Source organism: Gemmatimonadota bacterium (assembly GCA_009838645.1).
Classification (GTDB): domain Bacteria; phylum JAAXHH01; class JAAXHH01; order JAAXHH01; family JAAXHH01; genus JAAXHH01.
This window is the reverse complement of record VXRC01000049.1, coordinates 568,920-583,068: the sequence shown is the minus strand read 5'-3', so window position 1 is coordinate 583,068 and position 14,149 is coordinate 568,920. Positions and strand designations below refer to the sequence as shown.

General features: G+C 63.2%; 11 protein-coding genes. 7 read left to right on the top strand and 4 right to left on the bottom strand.

Annotation, left to right across the window (positions count from 1 at the left end; genetic code table 11):
* The first annotated feature begins 196 nt into the window (after window positions 1-196).
* From F4Y38_16460 to F4Y38_16435, 6 genes are all read left to right on the top strand, one after another.
* Window positions 197-3,112, top strand: coding sequence for a 2-oxoglutarate dehydrogenase E1 component (locus F4Y38_16460; GenBank protein ID MXY50874.1), 2,916 nt, complete (start codon window positions 197-199; stop codon window positions 3,110-3,112).
* A 172-nt stretch (window positions 3,113-3,284) separates the two neighbouring features.
* The gene (gene odhB / locus F4Y38_16455) at window positions 3,285-4,607 is read left to right on the top strand and encodes a 2-oxoglutarate dehydrogenase complex dihydrolipoyllysine-residue succinyltransferase (GenBank protein ID MXY50873.1); all 1,323 of its coding nucleotides are present in this window, start codon (window positions 3,285-3,287) and stop codon (window positions 4,605-4,607) included.
* A gap of 38 nt (window positions 4,608-4,645) precedes the next feature.
* Window positions 4,646-5,077 (top strand): NfeD family protein, encoded by a 432-nt coding sequence (locus F4Y38_16450; protein ID MXY50872.1) that lies wholly within the window; start codon window positions 4,646-4,648, stop codon window positions 5,075-5,077.
* A 72-nt stretch (window positions 5,078-5,149) separates the two neighbouring features.
* Complete coding sequence (locus F4Y38_16445) at window positions 5,150-6,094, top strand: paraslipin (GenBank protein ID MXY50871.1); 945 nt, start codon at window positions 5,150-5,152, stop codon at window positions 6,092-6,094.
* A gap of 9 nt (window positions 6,095-6,103) precedes the next feature.
* Entirely contained in the window at window positions 6,104-7,297 is a 1,194-nt protein-coding gene (locus F4Y38_16440; protein MXY50870.1) for a hypothetical protein, read from the top strand.
* A 1-nt stretch (window position 7,298) separates the two neighbouring features.
* Window positions 7,299-8,501 (top strand): hypothetical protein, encoded by a 1,203-nt coding sequence (locus F4Y38_16435; GenBank protein MXY50869.1) that lies wholly within the window; start codon window positions 7,299-7,301, stop codon window positions 8,499-8,501.
* Window positions 8,502-8,574: 73 nt separating this feature from the next.
* Here the strand turns inward: F4Y38_16435 and F4Y38_16430 are convergent, their stop codons facing one another.
* The 4 genes from F4Y38_16430 to F4Y38_16415 all read right to left on the bottom strand — a co-directional run bounded on the left by F4Y38_16430 (window position 8,575) and on the right by F4Y38_16415 (window position 13,289).
* A complete protein-coding gene (locus F4Y38_16430; protein MXY50868.1) occupies window positions 8,575-10,068 on the bottom strand; it encodes a radical SAM protein in 1,494 nt (497 codons plus the stop codon).
* A 44-nt stretch (window positions 10,069-10,112) separates the two neighbouring features.
* Window positions 10,113-10,388 carry an oxidative damage protection protein gene (locus F4Y38_16425; protein ID MXY50867.1) on the bottom strand — a complete coding sequence of 92 codons (276 nt, stop codon included), beginning with the start codon at window positions 10,386-10,388 and terminating at the stop codon, window positions 10,113-10,115.
* A 219-nt stretch (window positions 10,389-10,607) separates the two neighbouring features.
* Window positions 10,608-12,128, bottom strand: coding sequence for a hypothetical protein (locus F4Y38_16420; protein ID MXY50866.1), 1,521 nt, complete (start codon window positions 12,126-12,128; stop codon window positions 10,608-10,610).
* Window positions 12,129-12,353: 225 nt separating this feature from the next.
* Window positions 12,354-13,289 (bottom strand): hypothetical protein, encoded by a 936-nt coding sequence (locus tag F4Y38_16415; GenBank protein MXY50865.1) that lies wholly within the window; start codon window positions 13,287-13,289, stop codon window positions 12,354-12,356.
* Here F4Y38_16415 and F4Y38_16410 point away from each other — a divergent pair.
* Window positions 13,288-14,127 carry a helix-turn-helix transcriptional regulator gene (locus tag F4Y38_16410; protein MXY50864.1) on the top strand — a complete coding sequence of 280 codons (840 nt, stop codon included), beginning with the start codon at window positions 13,288-13,290 and terminating at the stop codon, window positions 14,125-14,127. The two genes, F4Y38_16415 and F4Y38_16410, sit on opposite strands and share 2 nt — an antisense overlap.
* Window positions 14,128-14,149 lie beyond the last annotated feature (22 nt).

The window sequence follows — 14,149 nt, the reverse complement described above, 5'->3', positions numbered from 1 at the left end:
CGGGGAAAGGGACCTGCATCCGGCGCTTCAGCACTCACCCGGAACCCCTACAATTCATTTGCCTTTCCCCGGTGGCGCCTCTATCTTCGTATGCGGGTTGAAACGGCGATGAACCGGAGTCTGAGAGGCCTTCGCCAGGCATTGATTCCCCGCCCGCCAGCCACGTCGAAATCAATCGCCCGTGGGAGGATTCGAGTTGGATCTCTTGCGCGAGTTCCATGGCCCAAACGCCGGTTACGTGATCGCGTTATACGAGCAATACCTCGAAGATCCCGAATCTGTCGACGCGGAAACCCGCGCGCTGTTCTCCCGCCATGCAGCCGACCTCGACGGAGATCCAACTGCCGGCACCGACGGCACTTCAAGCGCCGCCAGCCCCGCCAGAGCCGACGGCGTCACCAGCGCCGCCAGCGCAGACGGCAGCGCCAGTCCGGCCGGTATCGACCAGATCGTCTTCATCGCCAATCTCGCCCAGAACGTCCGCGAGTATGGACATCTCGGCGCCCACCTGGACCCCCTGGCCGATCCCAGGTATTTTCCCTATTCCGTCTTCGCGACCGAGGACGACGCCGCACTGGGCGACCCCCTGACCGAGCTGGAACTGGAGGCGCAGGGCGTGACCGAAGTGACCATGCGACAACTGCCCTCCTCCCTTATCGGCGGTCCGGTGGGCCAGCAGTGCGGCAACGCCTCCGAGGCCCTCAAGAAACTCAAGCGCGTCTATTCCTCCACCACCGGTTACGACTACATGCACATCGAGGTGCCCGGAGAGCGGGAATGGCTGCAGGAGGCCGCGGAAACGGGGCGGTTCAGACCCTCGGAAGATGACGAGAGCGCACTGGCCATCCTCGACCGTCTCACCGAGGTGGAGGTCTTCGAGCAGTTTCTGCACCGGACCTTCCCCGGCAAGACCCGGTTCTCCATCGAAGGCCTTGACACCATGATCCTCGTCCTGGACGGGGTGATTGGCGAGGCCGCGGAGAACAACACCTGCAACATCCTGATCGGCATGGCCCACCGGGGCCGGCTCAACGTGCTGGCCCACATCCTGCACAAACCCTACGAACACATCCTGGCCGAATTCCGGGACCCGGTGCAGCGGGTCAACAAGACCGGCAACGACACGGGCTGGACCGGCGACGTGAAGTACCACAGCGGCGCCCAGCGCAGATACCAGGACCGGCAGGGCATGGAAGTGGACCTGCATATCCACCTCGCACCGAACCCCAGCCACCTGGAAGCGGTCAATCCGGTGCTCGAGGGCATGGCCCGCGCCGCGGGGACGATCGTCAACCTGCCGGGGGACGTCCGGCCCCTGCCCGAGCGGAACCTGCCCATTCTGATCCATGGCGATGCGGCGTTTTCGGGACAGGGCGTCGTCGCGGAGACCTTTACGCTTTACCGCGTCCCGGGATTCAGGACGGGCGGCACGATCCACCTCATCACCAACAACCAACTCGGGTACACCACACCGTCGGAACAGTCCCGCAGCACGCTGTACGCCAGCGACATCGCGCGGGGATTTGAAATCCCGATCATTCATGTGAACGCCGACGACCCGGCGGCCTGTCTGGAGGCCGCCCGCATCGCCTACGCCTACCGCGTCAAGTTCCGCAAGGACTTCCTGATCGACCTGATCGGGTACCGCCGGCACGGCCACAACGAGGGAGACGACCCATCGCTCACCCATCCCAGTCTCTACCGGCGGATCGACGCGCATCCGACGGTAAGGAAGCTGTGGGCCGACCGGCTCGTGGCGGAGGGCCGGATCGAAGCGGGGAAGCCGGAGGAATTGGTCGCCGGCCGCATGGGGGCCATGCAGACGATGCTGGATGAATTGAAACCGGAAGAAATGCTCATGGAGCCCTATTACAAGCCGCCGAGGTCGGGAACCGCCCGGCGGACGCGTTCTTCCGTTTCCATGCGGCGGCTGAAGAACCTGAACAAGGCGCTGTGGACGTTTCCGGATCAATTCACCCTCCATCCCAGGCTCAAGCGGGTGATCGAACGGCGTCGGCGGGCGCTGGACGACGTGGACGCCCGGAAAATCGACTGGGCCCATGCCGAGACCCTGGCCTTCGCCACCATCATCGAGGACGGCGTGCCGGTCCGCCTCACGGGCCAGGACGTGGAGCGGGGAACCTTCAGCCAGCGGCACAACGTGCTGCACGACTACGAGACCGACCGGGCCTGGACGCCGCTGCGCCGGCTGCCCCAGGCGAATGCCTCCTTCGAGACGCGGAACACGCCGCTGACCGAATACGCCGCGCTGGGATTCGAGTACGGGTACAGCATCCAGGCGCCGGAGCGATTCGTGCTCTGGGAAGCCCAGTACGGCGACTTCGTGGACGGCGCCCAGATCATCATCGACGAATTCCTCGTTTCCGGCCGGGCCAAGTGGGGGCAGACCTCGTCCCTGACCATCCTGCTCCCGCACGGATTCGAAGGGCAGGGGCCGGATCACTCCAGCGGGCTGATGGAGCGATTCCTGTCCTTCGGCGCCGATTTCAACATACGCATTGCCAACTGCACCACGGCGGCCCAGTACTTCCACCTGCTGAGGCGGCAGTCGAGGCTACTCGAATCCGACCCGCTGCCCCTCATCATCATGACGCCCAAGAGCCTGTTGCGTCATCCCGACGTGGCTTCTACCGCCCGCGAGCTGGCCGAAGGGAAATGGATGCCGATTATCGAAGACGAGCGTGCGAAGGAACATCCGGAGAAGATCCGGAGACTGGTGTTCTGCAGCGGCAAAGTGTACGTCGACCTGATGAACGACGAACTGTGGGAAAGCGCAACCCATGCCGCGGTCGTTCGCATTGAACAACTCTACCCGGTTGCGGAGGACCAGGTGGCCCGGATCGTTGGGGAGTTCCCCGGGTTGGAGGAAGTCGTCTGGCTCCAGGAAGAACCGGAGAACATGGGCGCCTGGGACTACAACCGCAAGGTCCTGGAGACAGTCCTGGATGGCCGGTGCCCGGTCTACCGCGTATCCCGCCCGCCGAGCGCGGTGCCCTCGGAGGGTTCGACGGCTATTCACAACCACAACCAGAAAAACCTCGTTGAAATGGCCTTTGCCATGGGCGCATCGGGAAATATAGAGATGCATTGACAGATCGCCGCGTCCGGCGCATTTTGTACGATTCGGGCATGCGTCTGGAAGCCGGAACATGCTGGCTCGAGGCAGCCCCTTCAGTCTGGCCGAAGTAAATCTAAATCGCAGTTGTCCTGAACCTCTTTTGAATTGAACTGCCGAATACGAAGTGAAGACCCCGGGAGTTTGAATGGCCATCGATATCACCGTGCCGCAATTGGGTGAATCCATCGTAGAGGCAACTGTCGTCCAGTGGTTCAAACAGGAAGGCGACCCGGTCACGACCGGCGAAGCCCTCCTGGAACTCGAGACGGAGAAAGTCACCCTCGAAGTGAATGCCAACGACAGCGGTGTACTTTCCCGTATCGAACGGGCCGCGGGCGAGGACGTCCGCATCGGCGACCTCCTCGGCGTACTGGACGAAAGCGGCGAAGCGGCGGCGACGGACAGCACGGACAGCGCGGGAAGTACGGACAGCAAGGGCGCGTCAGCGGATGAATCCGCAACCGCGGCTGAACCCGCTTCCGCAATAGAATCCGGTTCCGCGGATGAACCCCCCGTATCCGCCCGGGAAGCGTCAGGGCCGTCCCAAGCGGTCACCGACGACCGGGTAACGCCCGTGGCACGGCGCATTGCGGATGAAGCGGGGATTTCCCTGTCGGACGTGGAAGGGACCGGGATGGGTGGCCGGATCCGCAGGGAGGACGTGGAACGCGCGGTGGCGACACGTGCGGCCGAACCCACAGCGCCCGAGGCCGAACCAGCAGCGCGTGCGGCCGAACCCACGACGCCCGCGGCCGACCCGGTCGGTGACGACCGGGAGGAAATCGTGCCTATGTCCCGGCGCCGGCGCACCATTGCCAGCCGGCTCGTGGAGGCGCAGCAGACCGCGGCGATGCTGACGACCTTCAACGAGATCGACATGAGCACGGTGATGACGATACGCCGAAGGAACCGCGAGGCCTTCGAGGAACGGCACGGCGTGCGGCTGGGATTCATGTCCTTCTTCGTCAAGGCCGTGATCGGCGCGCTCAGGGATTTCCCCGAACTCAATGCCGAGATCCGCGGGGACGCGATCGTCAGGAAGCACTACTACGACATCGGGATCGCGGTGGGCGCCGAGGACGGACTCGTGGTGCCGGTCCTGCGGGACGCGGTCCGCATGTCATTCGCCGAGATCGAAAGCAATATCAGACAGTACGCGGCAAAGGCCGGCGAGGGCAAACTTTCGCTGGAGGATCTGCGCGGCGGCACCTTTACGATCACGAACGGAGGGGTTTTCGGTTCGATGCTGAGCACGCCCATCCTGAACCCGCCGCAGGTCGGCATACTGGGGCTGCACCGCATCGACGACCGTCCTGTGGCCGTCGACGGAGAGGTCGTGATCCGTCCCATGATGTACGTGGCGCTGAGCTACGACCACCGGATCATCGACGGCCGGGAAGCCGTGCAGTTCCTGGCCAGGGTCAAGTCCCTGATCGAGGTGCCCGCGGCTTTGCTGCTCGAAGTGTGACGTCCTGACGGCGATTTACCTGATTCCGGGAGGGGCTGATGGCCTGGTGGGTCTGGATTGTTGGCGGCGTGTTGCTCTGCCTGGCCGAGATGGCCACGCCAGGCGCTTTCTACCTGCTGTTCTTCGGCGTCGCCGCGCTCGTGGTCGGCGTGCTGGCCTGGGTAGGCCTGGTGGAAACAACCTGGGTTCAGTTTCTCCTGTTTTCCGTTGTCTCCATCGCCTCGCTCGTCCTGTTCCGCCGGATGCTGACCGAAAGACTTAATCCCGATGAACCCGCTACCAAAATCAACACCCTGGAGGGCGAATCGGGAAAGGCCCTCGAGGACATCCCGGCCAATGGCACCGGCAAGGTGGAAGTGCGGGGCACGAGCTGGAACGCCGTGAACAAGGGAGACACGCTTATCGAAAAGGGACAGGCCTGCCTGGTCGAAAGTGTTGAAGGCGTCTCACTCTGGGTAAGAAGCGCGTAAACTCAACCCGGATGGCGTCGAGGGGTTCTTTACGACCTCTTCCGTCATCAATTACGCTGGAAGGAATCTGTAATGGAAACCTTGATCGTAACCATCGTCGTCGCGATCGCTGCGATTATATTCCTGAGAAACCTGATCATCGTCGTGCCGCAGCAGGAAGCCCGCGTCATCGAAAGGCTGGGGAAGTACAGCAAGACGCTGAATGCCGGTTTCTACATCCTGCTGCCCTTCGTGGACCGGGTGGCCTACCGGCACACGCTGAAGGAACAGTCCATCGACATTCCTGAACAGCTCTGCATCACGCGGGACAACGTGCAGGTCGGCGTGGACGGTGTACTCTACATGCAGGTGCTGGACGCGGAGCGGGCCTCCTACGGCATAGCCGATTACGACCTGGCCATCACGCAACTCGCCCAGACGACCCTGAGAAGCGAGGTCGGCAAGATCGACCTGGACAAGACCTTCGAAGAGCGCGGCGCCATCAACTTTGCCGTCGTCAGCGAACTGGACAAGGCGTCCGATCCCTGGGGCGTCAAGGTCCTGCGGTATGAAATCAGCAACATCAGTCCGCCCCGGGACGTCCTGGAGGCCATGGAGAAGCAGATGCGGGCGGAACGGGAGAAGCGGGCGGCCATCCTGAATTCGGAGGGGCTGCGCGACTCCAACATCAACCAGGCCGAGGGCGAGAAGCAGAAGGTCATCAAGGAATCCGAGGCCACGAAGCAGCAGCAGATCAATGAAGCCGAGGGCGAAGCCCAGGCCATCCTCACCGTCGCCAACGCCACGGCCGAGGGTGTCCGGGCCATAGCCGGCGCCATCAAGTCGGACGGAGGCGACGAGGCCGTGCAGCTGCGGGTGGCCGAGCAGTACATCGAAACCTTCGGCAACCTGGCCAAGTCGGGCAACAGCCTGATCATTCCGTCCAATCTCAGTGACGTCAGTTCCATCATCGCATCGGCCATGTCCGTGATCAAGCACGACCGGAACGCGGACAACGGCGATCGGGGGCGCGTCTAGCTTACGACCATGGCCAACCGACCGAAGATCGCCGCGATCACGACCATCTACCATCCTTACGCCCACACCCAGCATATCGTGGACCGCTTCCTGGAGGGGTACGGCTGGGCCGGACGGCACCACCACCCGCCCATGGACCTGGTCTCCCTGTACGTGGACCAGGTGCGCGAGAATGATCTCAGCCGGGACCGGGCCGCCCGGTTCCCCGGCATGAAGATCTACCCCACGGTCGCCGAAGCGCTCACCCTGGGCGGGGATTCGCTGCAGGTGGACGGTGTCCTCCTGGTGGGCGAGCACGGCGAGTATCCGACCAACGAGAAGGGGCAGCGGCTCTATCCTCGCTACGAACTGTTCCGCGAGATCGTGGAGGTCTACGAGGCCAGCGGCCGTGCCGCGCCGATCTTCAACGACAAGCACCTGTCGTGGAACTGGGAATGGGCCCGGGAGATGTACGATACCTCGCGGCGGCTGGGGTTCGCCTTCATGGCGGGGTCCAGCCTGCCGGTCACCTGGCGGACGCCCTCTGTCGACATGCCGCTGCACACCGAGGTGGAGGAGGCCATGTGCGTGTGCTACGGCGGGGTCGACAGCTACGACTTCCACGGCCTGGAGACCCTGCAGTGCATGGTCGAACGGCGCGGTGGCGGCGAGACGGGTGTAGCCTGGCTCCACGCCCGGCGTGGCGATGCCTTCTGGGAAGCCTACCACGACGAGGTGTGGTCCCGCGAACTCTTCGAAGCGGCGCTTTGCCGCAGCCATACGCTGAAACCCTCCCGCGACGGCTTCAACCATATCTTCCCGACCATCAACGAGATGAAGCGGATGGTGGAAGATCCGGTGTCCTACACCTACGAGCACCGCGACGGGCTCCGGTGCACCATGATCCTCTTCAACGGACTGGTGGAGGACTTCAACTTCGCGGCGCGCCTCGCGGGGCGGAGCGAACCGCTGTCGACGCAAATGTACCTTCCCATGCCGCCCGCGCGGACTTCGCTGGCCAACTTCTTCTCGCCGCAGGTCAACAACGTGGAGCAGATGTTCCTCACCGGCGAGGCCGCCTATCCCGTGGAACGGACTCTGCTGACGACAGGCCTCACCGCAGCGGGGGTGGACAGCCTGCACGAGGGACAGGTGCGCCTCGAAACGCCCCATCTCGACGTCGCCTACCCGGCGCCTGCGCGCTCCACGTTCTGGAGATATTGACATCATGGCCAAACGGCTCGCCGTCATCAGTTCCATCTACACCTATCTGTCTCACTCACAGCATTTCGCGGACCGGTTCCTCGTGGGCTATCCGCGGTCCGGCCGCTGGCACCGGCCGGACGTGGAAGTGGTGTCACTCTACGTCGACCAGCGGCCCGAGGGCGACCAGAGTACCGGCCGCGCCCGAGAGTTCGGTTTCGAGGTCTATCCCACCATCGCCGAAGCACTACGGTGCGGCGGGGATACGCTGGCGGTGGACGGGATCCTGATCATCTGCGAGCACGGCGATTATCCGAACAACGAAAAAGGACAGAAACTCTACCCGCGCTACGAGATGTTCAAGGCCTGCGTCGAGGTGTTCGAGCAGGACGGCCGCTCGGTGCCGGTCTACAACGACAAGAACCTGTCCTACAGCTTCGACCGGGGGCTGGAGATGGTGGCCGATTCGAAGCGGCTCGGTTTTCCGGTGCTCGCGGGCTCGAGCCTGCCGGTCACCTGGCGGCTGCCCGACCTGGAACTCCCGCTGGAATGCGACATCGAGGAAGCGTTGATGGTGGGCGTCGGCGGTTCGGACGCCATGGACTACCACGCCCTCGAAGCCATGCAGAGCATGATCGAGCGCCGCAGGGGAGGAGAAACGGGGGTCAAGGCAGTGCAGATGATCGTGGACGACGCCGTGTGGGAAGCGGGCGAGCAGGGACGCTATTCGAAGGAACTGCTGGAATCGGCGCTGTCCCGCTGCGACAGTCCGAAGGGGCTTACGGACGAGGACGGACGAACCCAGGACCTGCTGGGCACGGGCGAGTTGCAACGGCTCGCTACTGAGCCGGCCGCCTACTTCATCGAACACGTGGATGGACTGAAGACCACACTGCTCATGCTCAACGGCGCCATCGGGGACTACTGTTTCGCCGCCCGCCTGAAGGACGAACCCGAGCCGAAGTCGACCCAGTTCTTCCTGCCGCCCACGCCTCCGGTCACCTATTCCGCCTGCCTGGTGTCGAAGATCGACGAGATGTTCGAGACCGGCGTTTCCCCGATCCCGGTGGAACGGACGCTCACCGTCTGCGGCATCCTCGACCACTGCCTCACTTCGAAGCAGCAGGGCGGCATCCGCGTGGAGACGCCCGATCACCGCGTGCAGTACCGGGCGCCGGTCCGGTCGCAACACTGCGGTCCCGCCCAGGACGGATACACTTCCTGAACCGGTTATACTTCCTGAGCCGGATATCCGAAGATTAGATGAACGAGCCTTTCCGGCTCGCGGTGGGTTCCGCTCAGCAGAACCAGGCCTCGGTCAGCCTGGGGACGCGCCGCCGTTTGAGCGGGATGTCGTGAAAAGGCTGCTCCGAAGGCGCCTCGACGCCCGCCATTTCCGCGGCCAGACACCTGATCCGGTGGAACACCCGCTGGTTGTCCCTTTCCTCTCCCGACGCGTCGGCCTCCTCCACAAGACGGGTAACCTGTTGATGCAGGCGATCCATGCGCCCGTCGACATGTCGCCATGCGTAGGTGAAGCCGGCTTCATCCAGTTCGCCGATCCATGAGCGGGTATCCGCTTCGGACAGAAGGGCCGACCCCGGTGGCACGAGCAGGCGGATGGTGTACTGCACCGGGTCGATGTGGTCGACCAGGTCGTGGACTTCGACGAAATCCAGCAGATCCAGGTAGTCGTCCAGGGTCGCCCAGGGCGTGAAGGCCACCAGCGAGGGCCGCATGGGCAGGTCCGCGTCACGCAGGACGGCGAGGGCCTGGACGACGTCGTCGCGGTTGTGTCCTTTCCTGAGCCGCTCCAGCACCAGGTCGCTGACCGATTCCACGGCCGATACGACGAAGATGCCGCCCAGGTCCCGGGCTTCCGGTAAAATGCACGGGTGCCGGTTTATATGTTCGATCTTGGGGGTGAAATCGACGGTGAGGCCGGGGGGGGGGTCGCCCACCCTTATTAGTATGCGCAGGACGTGGGTGGGGCCATTCAGGAAATCCGGATCCCCGAAGGTGATGTGCCGGGCACCCATCTGTACCTGCTGGGCCACGTCGGCGAGCACCACGTCGGCGGGCACGGCGAAGAACCGGCCGTTGTACACCGGGGTGATCGGGCAGTGCAAACAGGTATGCAGGCAGCCGCGCGTGGCCTCGGTATACCCGGCGGGAAGTGATTCAATGCCGTTGTCCAGCTGGGCGTACCGCTTCAGTCCGGGCAGCGTATCGCGGTCCGGGACCAGCCAGGACTGGCGGGCGAGATTCGGGGTGGCAGCCGCACCACCGGCCGCACCGCCGACCGATGCGGGATCGCCGGCCGATGCGTGATCCCCGGCCGATGCGTGATCGCCGGTCGAAGCGGAACCTCCGGCCTTAGGGAGTTTTCCGGTCGCCGCTGACGATTCGCCGTCGCACAGCTTCCCGACCAGGTCGCAGAGCGGCTGTTCGAACTCGCCGCCGATCACCGAGTCGGCCCCGTGGGACAGGAGATACTCGGCGTTCAGCGTGGCGTAGAGTCCGTAGAAGCAGAGATGCGCGCCGGGGTTGAGGTTCCGGATGCGGCGCGACAGGTCCATCCCGACCCGCATGGCCGTGTGCATGGGCACCGAGATGCCGATGAAACCCGCCCGGCGGACGATATCCTCCGGGACCGGTTCGATCGCGGCGTCGACGACAGAGACGTTATATCCTTCGGATTTCAGGCGTGCGGCGGGGGAGGCCAGGCTGAAGGGCTGATGGCCCAGTTCATAGCAGGAGATGAGCAGGATATCATCGTCACGCTTCATGATGAAACCACGGGGCGGCGACGGCTGCGGTGACGGCGGTGACCGGTTTATTTCGTCTGAGGGGGACGGTATCCCGGCGGCATTTCGGCGCCTTCGCCAAAGAAGAACTCTTCCAGGTGCCGGTCGTAGACTTCCTGGCCCTCGGTCGTGGCGAGATTCAGGCGGTACTCGTTGATGACCATGACCGAATAGTTGATCCACATCTGCCAGGCCTGTTTGGAAATGTTATCGTAGATGCGCTGGCCGAGTTCGTTGGGGAAGGGGACGAAATCGAGTCCTTCGAGTTCCTCTTTGAGCTTGGCGCAGTGGACCATGCGGGCCATGCCGGGCCTCCTCGTATCGGGCGTAGTATTCGATGATCAGTTGCCGGCTGGTATCGTTTGCGTTACAACACAGGCTATATACCCGTCCGCCCCTGGTTTGTCAAGTTGACCGTGGCCGGTTTCCCGGTGTCAAATCGAGGCTCCCCGTCTCGAAGCGCCGCGCCTGGACGGGGTACCCGCCTTCTCGCCCGGTTCCTCCGCGTTCCTGCGATGGCCGCCTCAGTCCTCGATGTACTGCGTCAGCACCGCGTCCATGGCGGCATTGCCGCTGGGATAGCGTCCTTCAGGAACGCCGAGACCGTGGTCGAGCAATAGACCGAGCGCGGCGGGATACCCGCCGTTATCCCGATTCCACTGGCAGTGCAACACGGCGTGGATCGGATCCTGGAAATACCCGCCGATGGGCTCGGTGGAAGCGCCCCGCCGGAGGAGGAAGTCGACCATCTCGGGATTCCCCTTGCACAGGGCCCAGTACAGGGGCGTGGCATTCATCCAGCCCCGGGCGTCAATCGGCCATCCCAGGTCCGCCATGAGACGGACCGCGGCCCAGTTGTCCACCTGGGCCACGTGGCTGATCAGGGTCCGGTCGTCTTCGGTCAGGCCGGGTAGTTGCCTGTCTTTCAGCTGCTCTACGACTTCGAGGTCCGATTTGGCGCACGCGACTATGAAGCGATCGTATTCGGACAGGGGGGACGGTACAGCGCCATGTCGCTTGAGGAGCGCCGCGACCTCCCCGCGGCCGAGTCGCAGGGCGAAATCCAGCGGCGTCCGGCCGACGATCCCGAGTGACGTGCTCTTCCCGGTCGTGGTGCGGGCATTGGGGTCCGCACCGGCCTCCAGGAGCGTGCCGATCACTTCTACCGTGTTGTTTCTCTTTACGGCCCAGTGTAGCGACGTTTCCCCGTCGGCGGGATGGATGGCGTTGGGATCGGCGCCCTGGTCGAGAAACCACCGGATGCCCTCCGTCCAGTTCATGTCCATGACGTGCTTGATGCAGTAGGAAATCGCTTCCGCGTCCAGCCCGTTCGCCGCGACCGTATCCAGCAGTTCCAGGTTGAACTTCTCGCAGGCGTGGTACAGGGATTCGTTGTCGTTGGGGTCGGCGCCCGCGACCACCAGTACCCGGGCCGCCGGCACGCAGTTGTTCTCCACGCATCCGTAGAGGGCCGACTCCTTCCAGTCGTCATCGTTCACCCAGTAGCTGTCCGGATCGGCGCCGTGCCGCAGGAGCAGTTCCAGGATGCGGACCATGGCGTCGGCACGCTCGGAAAGAAAACAGGACCACGTCGCGTGAAGGATCGGGGTCCAGTCTCTCGGGCCGCCCTTCGTCGTGGCTGCGGCGGGATCGATCGCCAGGATGTCCGTGACGGCATCCACGTCACCGGCGGCGCAGGCGGCGTGGATATCTCCCCGGACAAGTTCCGGCGCCGATGCGAGCACGGCCTCGGCGCGTTTCCGATCGCCCCAAAACCAGGCCGAGGACAGGAACATCTCCCGCTTTTCGTCCAGGTCCCGGGCGGCGACTTCGAGGTGGATCTTCAGGTGGGGCCAGGACTTGAACCCATGTTCCCGGGCGATGGCGTGATAGGCGTCCGACAGCACGACGCGGTCACGCCGCGTGCCGGTGGCCGACCTAATCCTGTCGACGGCGTCTTCTTCGCCGCTGCGCGCGGATTTCAGCAGCGTTTTCGCCTGCAGCCTGAGATGGCGTATATCGGGATGGGAAGGCAGGGACGGCATGGAACCTCCTTCGCGCGGTCATGAGACCGCCGTCACACCCGTGTGTCCGCCGTACGGGCAGGAAGAAGGTTGCCACGGCAGAAGGGAACCGATACAGGTGAACTTGTGTTCTTTCCGCGGACGGGCGGCGTCCTGCACACGCCGGTCATGAAATGGTACAGGCGCCTCGCGGGTGCGTCAAGGGAAAGCGTCCGGTGCGAACGAGGGCGGAATGAAGGTCGGGCCTCAGTCCGGCATGCGGCTCCAGGTGGTCTCGGGAAAGGGGGAGTGCGGTGCGCCGAGTCGTCCGCGTTCACGCTTTTCCTTTCGATACCGCTCTACCCAGATCTCCGAGACGTCATCGGCCTGCTTCTGAAGCAGCCTTGGGCCGAAGACAAGGTCAGGCGGATACGAAAGGCCTAACCAGTCCAGGATCTTCAAGGCCGTCGCCTCGTAAGCGGATGCCAGGTCTTCGTAGATTACCGTAAATGGGACGATGGCGTGCCGGTCGAAGTATGCCTGCCAGGCCGCCTCGTGCATCACGACCTCCTGCACGAAATGGTCAATCGCCTCGAAGCTATACACCGGCTCCTTGCGCGGTGGGGGAGGGTCGATCCCCGCTTTACTAAACCAGACCAGGGTCTGCAGACTCTTCCAAAAGGAAACGGCTTGGCGCACCTTGTCACGCCGCGTGATCCATATATAGCGCAGACCGGGAAACAACCGCGCCAGCAATTCATGTGAAGAGCCGTTTTGCCGGCCGTATTCAGGTGTCTCGCGGACCCTTGAAACAAAGACGTCGAAGTATCCCCACATGACTTTGGTGCCGAAAACGCAGTTTTTCGTGGTGCTTCGCTTGATCACTTCGTGCAGATAGTCGGTGTAATTCGCTGTACCCCACTTCCGGGTCCAGCGTGCTTCATCCCAGAAGTATTCTCCCGGAATCCCAGCGAGACCGGTGTTTTGCAGGGCCTCGCATAACAGATTGCTGCCGCAACGAGGCGTGGCGCAGATCAGATAGGAAAGCCGGAGGTTCATAGGACACGGCCGTGAAGAGCAGTGCTTGTCCAGCGTCGTGATTGGATGTGGTTTTCCGAAAGATACGCGGCTGAGGGAACCGAGGCAAGAGCGCGCTCCCACTTGACGCACGCACCTTTTCCCGTTACCTATCGCATCAGTCATGATCTATCGGGAATTCGAAACGCACGCCGGCCTCGCGCCTTACGTCCAACTCGTCTGGATGATGGAATCCGAGCACGAGGACGACCACGCGCCCAGGTCGCTCATCGTGCCGGACGGCATCGTGGAGATCGTATTCCACTACGGCGATCCGTGGATCACGACCGTGGCGGGTGGAAAGCGCATGGTCCAGCCGCGGAGTTTCGCAATCTCCCAGATGCGCAAGTACATCGAAATCGAGTCCGATGGCCGGACCGGCTTCGTTTCGGTACGCTTCTATCCGTGGGGCGCCTATCATTTTTTCGACAGACCCGTCCACAGTTTTCTGGATGATACGGTGAGCACCTCGGCCCTTTGGCCGGACGATTACGAGGATTTGATGGAGAAAATCCGTGCAGTAGCGAGCGGCACGGTCGGTGCGAGCGATACGACGGCGGGCGGCGAGGGTTTCGCCTCTGTCCTGCAGGGGTTCCTGTTGGAACGACTGGGGGAGCATTACAAGGATGACGTGGCGCTCGACGAAGCGGTCAAGCTCATCCGGTCCACGGGTGGGCAACTGTCCGTCGAAGAGGTCGGTGAATGCGTCGGCCTCTCCAGGAAGCAGCTGGAAAGGAAGTTCGTGGCTACGGTCGGCACGACGCCAAAGACCTTCGCCCGCACCAGCCGGTTCCTGAACATCTGCCATCACCTGGACAGGTACCGGGACAGTACGCTTACTCGACTGGCCCACGAATGCGGGTATTTCGACCAGGCGCATTTCATCAGGGAATTCAATGCCTTTACCGGGTTCACACCGAAGGCGTTCTTTGATAAAAACAACGTTAAATTCGCGGAACTCTAGACTTGTGTCTCATTTTTACAAT